The organism is Pseudomonas sp. SDO55104_S430 (assembly GCF_054070595.1).
Genome location: NZ_JBSVXG010000039.1, coordinates 1 through 14,242, shown reverse-complemented (window position 1 = coordinate 14,242; position 14,242 = coordinate 1). Strand labels below are relative to the sequence as shown.

The 14,242-nt window shown below is 58.0% G+C and carries 14 protein-coding genes; 10 read left to right on the top strand and 4 right to left on the bottom strand.

Annotated features, from left to right (window positions below):
• Positions 1 to 15 precede the first annotated feature (15 nt).
• Positions 16 to 888, top strand: a complete 873-nt coding sequence (locus ACW9JE_RS09920) for a heme/hemin ABC transporter substrate-binding protein (RefSeq protein ID WP_457432642.1) — start codon at positions 16 to 18, stop codon at positions 886 to 888.
• A 282-nt stretch (positions 889 to 1,170) separates the two neighbouring features.
• Here ACW9JE_RS09920 and ACW9JE_RS09915 read toward each other — a convergent pair whose 3' ends face one another.
• From ACW9JE_RS09915 to ACW9JE_RS09905, 3 genes are all read right to left on the bottom strand, one after another.
• Positions 1,171 to 1,443: a TfoX/Sxy family protein gene (locus tag ACW9JE_RS09915; RefSeq protein WP_007971093.1), complete on the bottom strand. Its 273-nt coding sequence runs from the start codon at positions 1,441 to 1,443 to the stop codon at positions 1,171 to 1,173.
• Between the two features lie 244 nt (positions 1,444 to 1,687).
• Positions 1,688 to 2,032, bottom strand: a complete 345-nt coding sequence (locus tag ACW9JE_RS09910) for a pentapeptide repeat-containing protein (RefSeq protein ID WP_224534217.1) — start codon at positions 2,030 to 2,032, stop codon at positions 1,688 to 1,690.
• 91 nt (positions 2,033 to 2,123) lie between these two features.
• Positions 2,124 to 3,680 (bottom strand): bifunctional aminoglycoside phosphotransferase/ATP-binding protein, encoded by a 1,557-nt coding sequence (locus ACW9JE_RS09905; RefSeq protein ID WP_457432641.1) that lies wholly within the window; start codon positions 3,678 to 3,680, stop codon positions 2,124 to 2,126.
• Between the two features lie 116 nt (positions 3,681 to 3,796).
• Between ACW9JE_RS09905 and mrcB the strand changes: the two genes are divergently transcribed.
• The 3 genes from mrcB to ACW9JE_RS09890 are packed head-to-tail and all read left to right on the top strand — an operon-like array spanning position 3,797 to position 7,222.
• The gene (mrcB, locus tag ACW9JE_RS09900) at positions 3,797 to 6,121 is read left to right on the top strand and encodes a penicillin-binding protein 1B (RefSeq protein ID WP_457432640.1); all 2,325 of its coding nucleotides are present in this window, start codon (positions 3,797 to 3,799) and stop codon (positions 6,119 to 6,121) included.
• A 16-nt stretch (positions 6,122 to 6,137) separates the two neighbouring features.
• The gene (locus ACW9JE_RS09895) at positions 6,138 to 6,887 is read left to right on the top strand and encodes a tetratricopeptide repeat protein (RefSeq protein WP_224534223.1); all 750 of its coding nucleotides are present in this window, start codon (positions 6,138 to 6,140) and stop codon (positions 6,885 to 6,887) included.
• Positions 6,887 to 7,222, top strand: a complete 336-nt coding sequence (locus ACW9JE_RS09890) for a YqcC family protein (protein WP_224534225.1) — start codon at positions 6,887 to 6,889, stop codon at positions 7,220 to 7,222. Before ACW9JE_RS09895 ends, ACW9JE_RS09890 begins: the two co-directional genes overlap by 1 nt.
• 38 nt (positions 7,223 to 7,260) lie before the next feature.
• Here ACW9JE_RS09890 and ACW9JE_RS09885 read toward each other — a convergent pair whose 3' ends face one another.
• On the bottom strand, positions 7,261 to 7,683 hold the full coding sequence (locus ACW9JE_RS09885; protein WP_224534226.1) for a DUF4124 domain-containing protein: 423 nt from the start codon (positions 7,681 to 7,683) through the stop codon (positions 7,261 to 7,263).
• 400 nt (positions 7,684 to 8,083) lie between these two features.
• Between ACW9JE_RS09885 and ACW9JE_RS09880 the strand changes: the two genes are divergently transcribed.
• From ACW9JE_RS09880 to msrQ, 6 genes are all read left to right on the top strand, one after another.
• Positions 8,084 to 9,808 (top strand): acetolactate synthase 3 large subunit, encoded by a 1,725-nt coding sequence (locus ACW9JE_RS09880; protein WP_224534229.1) that lies wholly within the window; start codon positions 8,084 to 8,086, stop codon positions 9,806 to 9,808.
• A gap of 2 nt (positions 9,809 to 9,810) precedes the next feature.
• Positions 9,811 to 10,302, top strand: coding sequence for an acetolactate synthase small subunit (gene ilvN, locus ACW9JE_RS09875; RefSeq protein WP_003205610.1), 492 nt, complete (start codon positions 9,811 to 9,813; stop codon positions 10,300 to 10,302).
• Between the two features lie 47 nt (positions 10,303 to 10,349).
• Positions 10,350 to 11,366 carry a ketol-acid reductoisomerase gene (gene ilvC, locus ACW9JE_RS09870; protein ID WP_007909969.1) on the top strand — a complete coding sequence of 339 codons (1,017 nt, stop codon included), beginning with the start codon at positions 10,350 to 10,352 and terminating at the stop codon, positions 11,364 to 11,366.
• A gap of 145 nt (positions 11,367 to 11,511) precedes the next feature.
• Positions 11,512 to 12,369, top strand: a complete 858-nt coding sequence (pssA, locus tag ACW9JE_RS09865) for a CDP-diacylglycerol--serine O-phosphatidyltransferase (RefSeq protein WP_224534238.1) — start codon at positions 11,512 to 11,514, stop codon at positions 12,367 to 12,369.
• A 64-nt stretch (positions 12,370 to 12,433) separates the two neighbouring features.
• The gene (gene msrP, locus ACW9JE_RS09860) at positions 12,434 to 13,447 is read left to right on the top strand and encodes a protein-methionine-sulfoxide reductase catalytic subunit MsrP (protein WP_224534248.1); all 1,014 of its coding nucleotides are present in this window, start codon (positions 12,434 to 12,436) and stop codon (positions 13,445 to 13,447) included.
• Entirely contained in the window at positions 13,447 to 14,070 is a 624-nt protein-coding gene (gene msrQ / locus ACW9JE_RS09855) for a protein-methionine-sulfoxide reductase heme-binding subunit MsrQ (protein WP_457432639.1), read from the top strand. The genes msrP and msrQ overlap by 1 nt, the downstream gene beginning before the upstream one ends.
• Positions 14,071 to 14,242: the final 172 nt, after the last annotated feature.

Here is a 14,242-nt window from a genome sequence, read left to right as displayed (position 1 = left end):
TGAAGGAAGCTGTTTATGCGCCTGAGTATCCGCGTCGCTGCGCTTTGTGTCGGACTTTTCGCCAGTCATCACGCCGCTGCAGATGAACTGCCGCAACGCTGGGTCAGTGCCGGTGGGGCGCTTTCGGAGTGGGTCTGCGCGTTGGGTGGCGAGGCGAAATTGGTGGGAGTCGATACCACCAGCCAGCATCCTGCTGCGCTCAAAGCCCTGCCCAGTATTGGTTATCAGCGCCAGTTGTCGGCGGAAGGGGTGCTGAGTTTGCAGCCGCAAATTCTGGTCGGCACCGAAGAGATGGGGCCGCCGCCGGTGATTTCGCAGATTCGCGGTTCGGGAGTGACGGTCAAGATGTTCTCGGCACAACCGAATATGGCGACGCTGCAGATCAACCTTCGGCAATTGGGCAAGTTGCTTGGCGCTGAAGAAAAGGCGGAGCAGGTGCTGGCCACTTATCAACAGGCGCTTGAGCAGCAGAAGGTCTGGGTGACACGGGCGCAGTTGAAGCAGCCGTCTCCTGGTGTGCTGCTGGTGCTAGGGCATGCAGGTGGCAAGCCACTGATCGCCGGCAAGGACACTGCCGCAGACTGGCTGCTGCAACAGGCCGGTGCGCATAATCTGGCAACCCATAGCGGTTACAAGCCGTTTTCCAATGAATCGCTGGTGAGTCTGGACCCTGATGTGCTGGTGTTCGCCGATCGCGCGCTGTCCGGCAGTGAAGCCCGCGCGGCGTTGTTCAAGGAGAATCCGATTCTGGCCTCGACTCGCGCCGCCAGGAACGATCGTGTTCTCGAACTTGACCCGACTTTGTTGGTAGGTGGCCTGGGGCCGCGACTGCCGGAGAGCCTGAAAAAGCTGTCCGAGGGTTTCTATCCCGATACTGCTGGCCAATAAACCGGGGCCGTCGCTGCGTAAAAAGGACGACGGCTTTTTCATGGGCAAAAAAAGACCCGGCAGAGCCGGGTCAAATAACCGTGATTAGCCTGATGAGGAGATAATCTGAGAGTCCGAACCAAGGGCTTTCCAGAGTATCGACCAGTCTCGCGACCAGTTGTGATAATCATATCGATTCTCATTACCAAGTCAACCGCTGATTTTCATTTGGCTTGTTGGGTGTCGCACGATTCCGGTAAGTCCTTGTATTCATTGATTATCTAAAGGTCGTTTTTAGAGAGATCAATTCTTGTGACGTGACGAGATCGCTTCCAGCTGCTTGTTCAGCGCTTCTTTTCGTTCTGCCGGAATGTCATTCCAGTGCACATCCATCAACGCGCCTTCGATCGCGTACAACAACACCTTGGACGCCCGGAACCCGCGCGTGCGCACGGCCCGGTAGGCGTCCACCGCCCCCAGGCGACGCAAGTCCGAGGCGCTGTGAATGCCCACGGCATGCAGCCACTGCGCCGACGTCTTGCCAAGATTCTTCAGGTGTTGCAGTTCATCATTCATCAAGCCTCCTTGCGATGGCCGAATGGTGCGTGGGCAAGCCTCTCAGGAGTGTAGCCATCAGTAGGAAAAGCGTGATTCTTTGGTCGTTTTCGACGCAAACGCTTCTAAGCGGTGGGGTCTTGCGAGGGGAAGAACGTCGGCGAATGACCGGAGAAAGGATAGGAATGAGCGGGATTCAGGGGCAAAACGTCCCGAAGTCTGGAGCAAGGGCAGGGGCGCCAGACTTGTCAATTCACGCTAGGGCTCAGCGTGTGCGGTAGCGCAAACGGGTTCCGAAGTTCATCGACATCAGGATTTCGTCGGCGCTGAGCTCAACCGGGAAGTACGCACCCGAGATCTGCGCATGAGCCAGGCTCGCGCCTTCAAGCTTCGCTTTGGTGAAGTCAATGCCGCGCAAATCGGCGGAGCGAAAGTACGCATCGCGGAAGTCGATGCCGTCGGCATTCAGTTCCCGCAAGTCCAGGCCGCGGAAGTCGCCGCCGACCATATCGATCGGACCATCGGCCGGGCGTTCTTTATTGAAGCCTGCGATGTCGTCTTTGTGCAGCAAGGCGTAAAGCGGAGTGTCGAGAAGTTTCGGCTGGCTCATGGCATATCACCTGTTGGTTTTATGACGCCAGTATAATGCCACTATTTGACAGCCGTGAAGTGAGCGGGCGCTTCACGGCTGAAAATAGTTTTTACAGACCTGGCAGGCGCTGGCGGATTTGCGCCACGACTGTGTCGAGCGTTCCGCTTTCGTTGGTCTTGACGTGTTTGCTGTAGAGGATTTCCGCTGGCGTCAGGGCTTCACGATTGGCTTGCTGGGCCTGGATGACCTCCAGCGTGGCGTCGGATGGATCGTTCTTGTCAGCCTGGCGTTGCGCCAACCAGCTCTCGATAACGGCCTGCGGTGCTTCGCAGTCCAGAATCAGGAACGGAGTGCCTGTGGCTTCCGCGATTTTCGCCGCGCTGATGCGCTGGTCGTGCTTGAGGTAAGTGGCGTCGATCACCACCGGGAAACCTGCATGCAGGATAACGGCGGCAATTTCATGCAGGCGATTGTAGGTCGCGGTGCTGGCGTCGGCGCTATAGATGCCCGATTGCACATCGTTGGCGGCGGTTTGCTCGCCGAACAGGCGCTTGCGTTCAACATCGGAGCGCAGGCGAATCGCCCCCAGTGCTTCTACCAGGCGCATGGCAACATGGCTTTTGCCGACCGCGGAAACGCCGTGGGTAATCGCCATGAAGCGCGAGGGAATGGTGCTGTAGCTTTCCGCCAGGTTGGCGTAGGTGCGGTACTGGCGCAGGGTGGTGGAGCGCTGCACCGGAGTAGCGTCCGCCGGCATGCTGAACAGGCTGACCTTGGCGCGAACCAGCGCGCGATAAGCTTTATAGAAGTTGAGCAGCTCCAGGCCCTGGTAGTCGCCGGTCAGTTCCAGGTACTGGCTGATGAAACGACGGGCCAGGCACTTCAGGCCGCGGTCTTCCAGGTCCATCGCCAGGAAGCCGGCGTCGGCATAGACGTCGGTGAAGCGGAAAGGCTCGTTGAATTCGATGCAGTCGAAAATCACCACGTTGTCGTCGATGATTGTGGCGTTGCCCAGATGAATGTCGCCATGGCATTCGCGGATGAAGCCGTCCGCCTTGCGCTGGCTGAGAACGGGCTTGAGACGGTCGAAGCTGCTTTCGGCCCAGGCTTGCAGGGCGTCCAGTTGCAGCAGGTCAGCCTTGTCGCTGAGGAACGGGCGAATCTGATCGAAGTTCTGCCGTACCGGCGCCATGACGCTGTCGGGAGTGCCGGCTTCGTGTTCGGCAGGCACTTCCGGCGCGTTGAGGTGGAAGCGGGCGATTTGCGCTGCCATTGCATCGATGTGGGCAGGCGTCAGTTCGCCATTGGCCTGGAGCGTGCTGAGCAAGCCACCCTGTGGGAACTGGCGCATTTTCAGTACGTACTCGATGGCTGGACCGTCGCCGCCCAGTTGCGGGGCTTCGACGCTGCCGGTGACCGGCAACACTTCCAGATACAAGTCATCGGTCAGGCGCTGGTTCAGGCGCAGTTCTTCGCCGCAGAAATGCTCGCGAGCGTCGAGGGTGGTGAAGTCAAGGAAGCCGAAGTTGACCGGCTTCTTCACTTTATAGGCATAAGGGCCGGTGAGTAGCACCCAGGAAATATGGGTCTCGATGACCTTGAAGCCGTCTACCGGATGCGGATAGAGGGCCGGGTTTTGCAGCGCGGCGATCAGGGACTGGCTCACGGGGTGATCCTTCAGAGTCGGGAAAAATTCAGGTCGTCATTATGGCGGCTAGCCAGCTCAACGCAAACTCGGAGGGCTCCTGTTGAGTATGAATAAAGTGCGTATAATCCGCCGCCATGACACGTACTCGAACTCCCCGTACCCCCAAAAAACCACCCTCCAAAGGCCTGCGGCCCTGGCTGGGCTGGGCCCTTAAACTCAGTCTGGTCGGCCTTGTGGTGCTGGCCGGATTCGCGGTTTACCTCGATGCCATCGTGCAGGAGAAGTTTTCCGGCAAGCGCTGGACGATTCCGGCCAAGGTATACGCGCGTCCGCTCGAGCTGTTCGTCGGACAGAAGCTCAGCCGGGACGACTTTCTGACCGAACTCGATGCCCTGGGCTATCGCCGTGAAAGCGTGGCCAACGGTCCGGGCGCGGCCTCGGTCAGCGGCAATACCGTCGATCTGAATACCCGTGGCTTTCAGTTCTATGAGGGCATGGAACAGGCACAACCGGTGCGGGTGCGTTTTTCTGGCGACTACGTTGCCGAGTTGTCGGGTGCCAGCGGTTCGAAGTTGTCCGTGGTGCGCCTGGAGCCGCTGCTGATCGGTGGCCTGTACCCGAAAAACCTTGAAGACCGGATCCTGATCAAGATCGATCAGGTGCCGCCTTATCTGCTCGAAACCCTGGTGGCTGTCGAAGACCGCGACTTCTACCACCACTTTGGCGTCTCGCCGAAGTCGATTGCCCGTGCAATCTGGGTCAACGGCTCGTCCGGCCGGATGCGCCAGGGCGGCAGTACCCTGACGCAACAGCTGGTAAAGAATTTCTACCTGACCAACGAGCGCAGCCTGACCCGCAAACTCACCGAAGCGATGATGGCTTTGCTGCTTGAGATGCACTACGACAAGCGCGAAATCCTCGAGGCTTACCTCAACGAGGTGTTCATCGGCCAGGACGGCCAGCGCGCGGTGCACGGTTTCGGTCTGGCCAGCCAGTTCTTCTTCAGCCAGCCACTGGCCGAACTCAAGCTGCACCAGGTGGCATTGCTGGTCGGCATGGTCAAGGGCCCGTCCTCCTATAACCCGCGTCGTTACCCTGAGCGTGCCCTTGAACGGCGCAATCTGGTGCTCGACGTATTGCAGGAGCAGGGCGTCGCAACAGCCGAGCAAGTCGAAGCCGCAAAGAAAATGCCGCTGGGCGTGACCAAGCGCGGCAGTCTGGCCGACAGCTCGTTCCCCGGCTTCCTCGATCTGGTCAAGCGTCAGCTGCGTGAAGACTATCGAGATGAAGACTTGACCGAAGAGGGGCTGCGGATCTTCACCAGCTTCGACCCGATTCTGCAGATGAAGGCCGAAGCCTCGGTCAACGACACCTTTAAACGCCTGGCCGGGCGCAAGGGTTCCGAGGATGTTGAGGCAGCGATGGTCGTGACCAATCCGGAAACCGGTGAAGTCCAGGCCATGATCGGCAGTCGTCAGGCCAGCTTTGCCGGTTTCAACCGGGCACTGGACGCGGTGCGACCGATCGGCTCGCTGATCAAGCCGGCGGTCTATCTGACCGCGCTGGAGAAACCGAGTCAGTACACGTTGACCAGTTGGCTGTCGGACGAATCGTTCTCGGTCAAAGGTGCGGATGGTCAGGTGTGGAAGCCGCAGAACTATGATCGTCGCTCCCATGGCACAGTCTTCCTTTATCAGGGGCTGGCGCATTCCTATAACCTGTCGACCGCGCGTCTGGGTCTGGCGGTGGGTGTGCCGAACGTACTCAAGACCCTCGGGCGACTTGGTGTGAGTCGTGAGTTCCCGGCCTTCCCGTCGATGTTGTTGGGTGCCGGCGGCATGACGCCGATCGAAGTGGCGACCATGTATCAGACCCTGGCCAACGGCGGTTTCAACACGCCGATGCGCGGTATTCGTAGCGTACTGACGGCCGAAGGCGAGCCGCTCAAGCGTTATCCGTTCCAGATTCAGCAGCGCTTCGATCCGGCCTCCATTTATCTGATCCAGAGCGCCATGCAGCGAGTGATGCGCGAGGGTACCGGTAGCTCCGTATACAACGTGTTGCCGAAAACCCTGACGCTGGCAGGCAAGACCGGTACCAGTAACGATTCCCGGGACAGCTGGTTCGCCGGCTTCAGTCAGGATCTGCTGGCGGTGGTCTGGCTGGGGCGCGATGACAACGGCAAGACGCCGTTTACCGGGGCGACCGGTGCGCTGCAGGTCTGGACCAGCTTCATGCGCAAGGCCGACCCGTTGCCGCTGGACATGCCGCAGCCGGATAATGTCGTTCAGGCCTGGGTCGATTCGCGGACCGGTCAGGGCTCGGATGCCAATTGCCCAGGTGCTGTGCAGATGCCGTATATTCGCGGCAGCGAACCGCCTCCCGGTGCCGCTTGCGGCAGCGAAAATCCTAACCCCGCCGAAACGGTGATGGATTGGGTCAAAGGCTGGATGAATTAAGCAAAGAGGGTTTCAAGTGAACAAGTGGTTGATTCCAGCGGTTACCGCCGTGGCTTTGCTCAGCGGTTGCTCCACAGTACAGCGTGGCTCGATTCCGGTTGTCGACTCCGGTACCGCTGTTTCCAACAGCGAGCGGGTTTCGGCGAACGGAGGTTATCGCCAGACGACAGTAAAACGCCCTGCGCAAGCTCAGGTTCAGGAGATTCCACAGGGTGATACCGGCGTTGTGGTCATGGTGCCAGGTGGCGGCGCAACGACGTCGACTCCGATCAGCACTTCGCCTATCACTCCAGGCCCGATCAGCTCGGGTCCGATCACGCCAGGTCCGATAGATACGTCGCCAGTGCAATCGGCGCCCATCAATCAGGGCAGCTACAGCATGCCTTCGACCCCGAGCGGGATTCCGTCGGCCAGCGCCGGTGGCCTGTCCGCCGACGAGCAGCTCGACGGTCCGGTACTGGCGCTGTTGACCACGGCTCAACAGCAGCAATCCAGCGGCGATCTCAATGGTGCGTCTTCCAGCCTTGAGCGCGCCCAGCGTGTCGCTCCGCGCGAGCCGCAAGTGCTTTATCGCCTGGCGCAGGTTCGTATGGCCCAAGGCGATGCGCCGCAGGCCGAGCAGTTCGCCCGTCGCGGCCTGACCTTGGCCAATGGTCGTCCGGCGCTTCAGGCCAGTCTGTGGGAGTTGATTGCCCAGGCCCGCGAGAAGCAGGGTGATTCTGCTGGCGCCGCTCTGGCTCGTCAGAAAGCCAAGGTTACTTCGTGATGGATTCGCGTTTTCCGGTAATTGCCGATCATCTGCTGTTGATCGAGCGTGAATTACGCCTGCAAGGCTGGTGGGATGAAGTCGCGCCCTCGGCAGAAGCGCTGTCCAGTGTTGAGCCCTTTTCCGTCGATACGCTGGACTTCGAGCAATGGCTGCAATGGATCTTCCTGCCGCGCATGAAGGCGATCCTCGAGCAGGACCTGCCTCTGCCGAATGCGTCGGGGATTCAGGAGATGGCTGAAATGGTCTTCGCTTCCCGCAACGTTCAGGGCAAGGATCGGCAGTTGCAACTGCTGCTCAAAGAGTTCGATCAACTGATCACCGCTACTCGCTGACCTCGAGCGCTCGCGGAGCCGTTCGGCTCCTGCGGGTGCTATTGGCAGTTATCTGCGATCTGCTTCTGCGTTTCACTCAGGCGTTCCTGCCGTTGAGCGTCGTCCAGGCGGCGCAACTGTCCATCCACTTCCTCTCTGAGCCGCGGATTGTTCTGCAACTGCGCCAGGTTCGTTCGTGCCTGATCGCAGAACACCTTCAGCTCCGCCTGCTGCTCGGCCACCTGCCTTTTCACATCCTTGTCGATGGCCTGTTGATCGCCTATCGCTGCGCCGCTCTTACTCGGAGGGGGATGTGGGGCGGGTTGGGAGGGTGTCGCGACAACGGTGGATGGCTGGCCTTGGGGTGGTTGGGCATCGAAATGGGTAACGCCTTGGGCATCGACCCACTTGTAAATCGGCGCGGCAATGCTCAAAGGGCTGATGCAAATCAGCAAGCTGGCGGTCAGGAAGAGCGCTCGCATGTCATTTCCTTATATCCGGATGCGCAATTGAAGTTAACACACTTGCGGTTTCGCGGTTTTTTCTTGCTTTCTCATGCGCTTACTTCAATAAAGCACAGACACGACTTGACTTGCAGGGGACGAAACAGAAGAATCCAAAGTCCGCTGTAGAGGGACTGCCAGAAGCAGGCCCTCTCAGTAGATCATGAGGCGCACATCCGCGCCGACCTGCTACACCCGCAACGCGTTACCTCGCGCTGGGTGGGAAAGGCCCGCAACACTTGGGACGATCCCAATACTTGCTCAGTCAGTGCTGACGTAGTCGGCGACCACCGTCGCTCATGCTCTGCTGAGAAGTAAACCTATTAAGACCCGTCCCATTTTCCGTGGGCGGTATTCTGGCGTTTTAGAGGTGGACAACGTGGAGCTTTTATCTGGCGGTGAAATGATCGTCCGCTTTTTGCGTGACGAAGGCGTCAAGTATATCTATGGGTACCCGGGTGGTGCCGCATTGCATATCTACGATGCGCTTTTCAAAGAACAATCCGTTCAACATATTCTCGTCCGTCATGAGCAGGCAGCCACTCACATGGCTGACGGCTATGCGCGTGCCACCGGCAAGGCCGGCGTTGTACTGGTGACCTCCGGTCCCGGCGCGACCAACGTCATTACCGGTATCGCCACCGCGTACATGGACTCCATTCCGATGGTGATTCTGACCGCCCAGGTGCCAAGCACCATGGTCGGTACCGATGCATTCCAGGAAACCGACATGATCGGTATCTCCCGGCCGATCGTGAAACACAGCTTCATGATCAAGCATCCGTCGGAAATCCCGGAAGTCATGAAGAAAGCCTTCTATCTGGCTCAATCCGGTCGTCCAGGCCCGGTCGTTGTCGATATCCCAAAAGACATGACCAACCCGGCCGAGAAGTTCGAATACATTTTCCCGAAAAAAGCCAAGCTGCGTTCCTATAGCCCGGCGGTCCGTGGTCACTCCGGCCAGATCCGCAAAGCCGTGGAAATGCTGCTGGCGGCCAAGCGTCCGATCATCTACGCCGGCGGCGGCGTGATCATGGGCAACGGTTCCGCACCGTTGACCGAACTGGCGCAACTGCTGAACGCGCCAGTGACCAATACACTGATGGGCCTTGGCGCTTACCCGGGCATGGACCGTCAATTCCTCGGTATGCTGGGTATGCACGGTAGCTACACCGCCAACCTGGCCATGCACAATGCCGATGTGATTCTGGCAGTTGGCGCACGTTTCGATGACCGCGTAATCAACGGCCCATCGAAGTTCTGCCCGAATGCCAAGATCATTCACATCGACATCGACCCGGCATCCATCTCCAAGACCATCAAGGCCGACGTGCCTATCGTTGGGCCTGTCGAAAGTGTATTGACCGAAATGGTCGCTACCTTCAAGGAAATCGGTGAAGTTCCTGGCAAGGAAGCGGTTGCCAACTGGTGGAAACAGATCGAAGAGTGGCGTGGCGATCGCGACATGTTCCCTTACAACAAGGGCGACGGCAGCATCATCAAACCTCAGACCGTGATCGAGACTCTCTGCGAAGTGACCAAAGGCGATGCCTATGTGTCCTCCGACGTTGGTCAGCACCAGATGTACGCGGCGCAGTACTACCGCTTCAACAAACCAAACCGCTGGATCAACTCCGGTGGCCTGGGCACGATGGGCTTCGGTCTGCCGGCAGCGATGGGTGTGAAACTGAACTTTCCGGATGCCGACGTTGCTTGTGTGACCGGCGAAGGCAGCATCCAGATGAACATCCAGGAACTGTCGACCTGCCTGCAGCACGACCTGCCGTTGAAGATCATTCTGCTCAACAACGGTGTACTGGGTATGGTTCGTCAGTGGCAGGACATGAGCTACGGCGCGCGTCACTCGCATTCCTACATGGAATCGCTGCCTGACTTCGTCAAATTGGCCGAGGCCTATGGTCACGTGGGCATGCGCATCACCGACTTGAAGGATCTGAAGCCGATGATGGAAAAAGCATTCGCCATGAAGGATCGCCTGGTATTCCTCGATATCCAGGTCGATGCCAACGAGCACGTCTATCCGATGCAGATCAAAGACGGCTCCATGCGCGATATGTGGCTGAGCAAGACGGAGCGTACCTAATCATGCGTCACATTATTTCCTTGCTTCTGGAAAACGAACCCGGCGCTTTGTCTCGCGTAGTCGGCCTGTTCTCGCAGCGCAACTACAACATCGAAAGCCTGACCGTGGCCCCGACCGAAGACCCGACCCTGTCGCGTCTGACGCTGACCACCGTTGGTCACGATGAGATCATCGAGCAGATCACCAAGAACCTGAACAAACTGATCGAAGTGGTCAAATTGGTCGACTTGTCGGAAAGTGCTCATATCGAGCGCGAACTGATGCTGGTCAAGGTCAAGGCCACCGGTGCCCAGCGCGCCGAGATCAAACGCACCACCGATATTTACCGTGGACAGATCGTCGATGTCAGCGCCAGCGTGTATACCGTTCAATTGACCGGTACCAGCGACAAGCTCGACAGCTTCATTCAGTCCATCGGCACCGCATCGATTCTGGAAACCGTCCGCAGCGGCGTGACCGGCATCGCTCGCGGCGACAAAGTACTCAGCATCTAACCAAATTAGCGAATGGCCTGAACGGCCTGGATATATAGGGGAAATTCATGAAAGTTTTCTACGATAAAGACTGCGACCTGTCGATCATCCAGGGCAAGAAAGTTGCCATCATCGGTTACGGTTCCCAGGGCCACGCTCAAGCGTGCAACCTGAAAGACTCCGGCGTTGACGTTACCGTTGGTCTGCGTAAAGGTTCGGCTACCGTTGCCAAGGCTGAAGCCCACGGCCTGAAAGTGACTGACGTTGCTTCCGCTGTTGCAGCTGCCGACCTGGTCATGATCCTGACCCCTGACGAGTTCCAGTCCTCCCTGTACAAAAACGAGATCGAGCCGAACATCAAGAAAGGCGCCACTCTGGCCTTCTCCCACGGCTTCGCGATTCACTACAACCAGGTTGTTCCGCGTGCCGATCTCGACGTGATCATGATCGCGCCGAAAGCTCCAGGCCACACCGTACGTTCCGAGTTCGTCAAAGGCGGCGGTATCCCTGACCTGATCGCTATCTATCAGGACGCTTCCGGCAACGCCAAGAACGTGGCTCTGTCCTACGCAGCTGGCGTTGGTGGCGGTCGTACCGGCATCATCGAAACCACCTTCAAGGACGAGACTGAAACCGACCTGTTCGGCGAACAAGCCGTTCTGTGCGGCGGTACCGTTGAGCTGGTCAAAGCTGGTTTCGAAACCCTGGTTGAAGCTGGCTACGCGCCGGAAATGGCCTACTTCGAATGCCTGCACGAACTGAAGCTGATCGTTGACCTCATGTACGAAGGCGGTATCGCCAACATGAACTACTCGATCTCCAACAACGCTGAATACGGCGAGTACGTGACTGGTCCGGAAGTGATCAACGCCGAATCCCGTCAGGCCATGCGCAACGCCCTGAAACGTATTCAGGACGGCGAATACGCCAAGATGTTCATCAGCGAAGGCGCCACCGGCTATCCTTCGATGACCGCCAAGCGTCGTAACAACGCCGCTCACGGTATCGAAGTCATTGGCGAGCAACTGCGCTCCATGATGCCGTGGATCGGTGCCAACAAGATCGTCGACAAAGCCAAAAACTAAGTCTGACACTTGTACGAAAAGCGCGGCTTAGGCCGCGTTTTTTCGTTTGGATGGTCGGTTCTGGTATAAAGCTGCATCGTTTGCGAGGCGAACTGGCATCGCAGGCACTTGTCGAAACTTTCCACCCCGTTGCAAGGTATTGTTCATGAGCGAACGTCCCGAAGAGCCAGGCAAGGCCGCTGACGCCGAAAGCCTGCTGCCCATCGATGAGCATGTCGAGGAAGGGCATGATGCTGAAGGCCGTAAAGTCCGGCATCGTGGTATCTATCTTCTGCCGAATCTTTTCACCACTGCGAACCTGTTCGCAGGGTTCTACTCCATCATCAGCTCCATGAGTGCCCAAAGTGCCTTGAGCGCGGGTGACTCGATCGGTGCGAGCAAGTATTTTGCCTTCGCCGCCATCGCCATCTTTGTCGCCATGGTGCTCGATGGTCTCGATGGCCGCGTTGCCCGTATGACCAATACCCAGAGTGCGTTTGGTGCCGAGTACGACTCGCTCTCGGATATGGTCGCCTTCGGTGTGGCGCCAGCGTTGTTGGCGTTTGGCTGGGCCCTGGGGGATATGGGCAAGGTCGGCTGGATGGTCGCCTTCATTTATGTGGCCGGCGCGGCGTTGCGCCTGGCGCGCTTCAATACTCAGGTCGGCACGGCTGACAAGCGCTACTTCATCGGCCTGGCCAGCCCGGCTGCTGCCGGCGTTGTCGCGGGCATTGTCTGGGCGTTCAGCGATTACGGTATTCAAGGCTCCAAGATGTCTTTCCTGGTGGCTCTGCTGGTCGCGGCCGCGGGGATGCTGATGGTCAGCAACATCAAGTACAACAGCTTCAAGGAGCTGGACCTGAAGGGCCGTGTGCCGTTCGTGGCAATCCTTGCTGTGGTGCTGGTGTTCGCGGTGGTGTTCAGTGATCCGCCGCGCATTCTGCTGCTGGTTTTCCTTGCCTACGCCGCATCCGGTCCGGTGCAGTACTTGTTACATCTTCGTCGGCGCAAAAGCGTCGAGTGATGTAATTTTCCCTCATACTCCGCAGTCTATTGGTGCGATTGTTCTCCAATGCTGCGGAGTAGCCATGCTGATCAAAGTCCCCAAAGCGTCCGACTGCCATGAGTCGGATGTCACGCCTGAATCCTTCTATCTTTCCAGGCGCCATGTGTTGAGCGCAGCCGTTGGTGGTTTGGCCGTTGGCGGACTGCCTCGGTGGGCTGTCGCCGAAGATTCTGCACGTTATGCGGATGTGGAGCCTGGCAAGGCGCCGTCATGGTTCAGCGAAAAGCTTCCTTCAACCAAGTGGGGCGCAGTCAATGTTCGCGACGAAGCGATCACGCCCTACAAGGATGCGACCCACTACAACAACTTCTACGAGTTCGGTGCTGACAAGGGCGATCCGGCAGCCAATGCCGGGACGCTGAAGACCGAACCCTGGACGGTGGTTATCGACGGTGAGGTGGGTAAGCCGGGGCGGTATGCGCTGGAAGACTTCATGAAGCCTTATCAGCTGGAGGAGCGCATCTATCGCCTGCGCTGTGTCGAGGCCTGGTCGATGGTCATTCCGTGGATAGGTTTCCCTATATCGGCGTTGCTCAAGCAAGTTGAGCCCACCTCTGGCGCCAAGTACATTCGCTTCGAAACCTTGCAGGACCCCAAGAGCATGCCGGGTCAGCGCTCTGGCTTTGCCTTGATCGACTGGCCGTATGTAGAAGGATTACGACTGGACGAGGCGATGAACCCGTTGGCGATTCTGGCTGTGGGTATGTACGGGAGAGAGTTGCCGAACCAGAACGGTGCGCCGCTGCGCTTGGTTGTGCCGTGGAAATACGGTTTTAAAAGCATCAAATCCATCGTTCGTATCAGTCTGGTCAGTGAGCAGCCTAAAACCACGTGGCAGAGCATTGCTTCGGACGAGTATGGCTTCTACGCGAATGTGAACCCGACGGTCGATCATCCGCGCTGGACGCAGGCTCGCGAACGTCGCCTTCCAAGTGGCCTGTTCAAGCCGAACGTGCGTGATACGCAAATGTTCAACGGCTATGCGGATGAAGTTGCTTCTTTGTATGCAGGGCTCGATCTGCGGAAGAACTACTGATGCGATATCCGCTTTGGCGCATGGGCGTTTTCGTGGCTGCATTGGTGTGGCCGCTGCTTTGGCTGTATCAGGCTTGGGGGGATGCACTGGGTCCGGACCCTGGCAAGGTGCTGGTTGATCGATTGGGGCTGGGAACGCTTGTTCTGTTGCTCATTACATTAAGCATGACGCCACTGCAGAAGTTGAGCGGCTGGGGCGGGTGGATAGCTGTCAGGCGACAGTTGGGGTTGTGGTGCTTTGCCTATGTGGTCCTGCATCTGAGTGCTTATCTCGCATTTATCCTTGGATTCGACTGGTCGCAGTTAGGCGTCGAGCTCCGCAAGCGTCCCTACATTATTGTCGGCGTGTTGGGGCTTCTGTGTTTGTTAGCGCTCGCAGTGACTTCCAATCGATTCAGCCAGCGACGTTTGGGCGCACGCTGGAAGAAACTTCATCGCCTGGTCTATGTGGTTCTGGGGCTTGGGCTGTTGCACATGCTTTGGATTGTGCGGGCCGATTTGAAAGAGTGGTCGATCTACGCAGCGATTGGCGCCTTTCTATTAGTCCTGCGGCTTCCGCCTGTAGCTCGGCGAATCCCTCGTTTAGCGGCTAAAAAGGCATTTCTGCCAGAAAAGCGTAATTAGTGGTTGACGGCAGATTTCAGATCTCTATAATTCGCCCCACTTCCGGTGCAGTCGAAACGGAAAACTCCTTGATAATCAATGAGTTAAGCAAGTTTCGATGGTCAGGTGCTTCAGTTCATCGAAGCCCGCAGGGAGTTGAAAAAGAGGTGTTGACAGCAGCGAGTAACGCTGT

Excerpts from the sequence above, each read along its gene's own strand:
- msrP (WP_224534248.1), top strand. The coding sequence starts at position 12,434 with ATGCTGATCAAAGTCCCCAAAGCGTCCGACTGCCATGAGTCGGATGTC.
- ACW9JE_RS09915 (WP_007971093.1), bottom strand. The coding sequence starts at position 1,443 with ATGAATGATGAACTGCAACACCTGAAGAATCTTGGCAAGACGTCGGCG.
- ilvN (WP_003205610.1), top strand. The coding sequence starts at position 9,811 with ATGCGTCACATTATTTCCTTGCTTCTGGAAAACGAACCCGGCGCTTTG.
- pssA (WP_224534238.1), top strand. The coding sequence starts at position 11,512 with ATGAGCGAACGTCCCGAAGAGCCAGGCAAGGCCGCTGACGCCGAAAGC.
- msrQ (WP_457432639.1), top strand. The coding sequence starts at position 13,447 with ATGCGATATCCGCTTTGGCGCATGGGCGTTTTCGTGGCTGCATTGGTG.
- ACW9JE_RS09890 (WP_224534225.1), top strand. The coding sequence starts at position 6,887 with ATGGATTCGCGTTTTCCGGTAATTGCCGATCATCTGCTGTTGATCGAG.
- ACW9JE_RS09920 (WP_457432642.1), top strand. The coding sequence starts at position 16 with ATGCGCCTGAGTATCCGCGTCGCTGCGCTTTGTGTCGGACTTTTCGCC.
- mrcB (WP_457432640.1), top strand. The coding sequence starts at position 3,797 with ATGACACGTACTCGAACTCCCCGTACCCCCAAAAAACCACCCTCCAAA.
- ACW9JE_RS09910 (WP_224534217.1), bottom strand. The coding sequence starts at position 2,032 with ATGAGCCAGCCGAAACTTCTCGACACTCCGCTTTACGCCTTGCTGCAC.
- ilvC (WP_007909969.1), top strand. The coding sequence starts at position 10,350 with ATGAAAGTTTTCTACGATAAAGACTGCGACCTGTCGATCATCCAGGGC.
- ACW9JE_RS09885 (WP_224534226.1), bottom strand. The coding sequence starts at position 7,683 with ATGCGAGCGCTCTTCCTGACCGCCAGCTTGCTGATTTGCATCAGCCCT.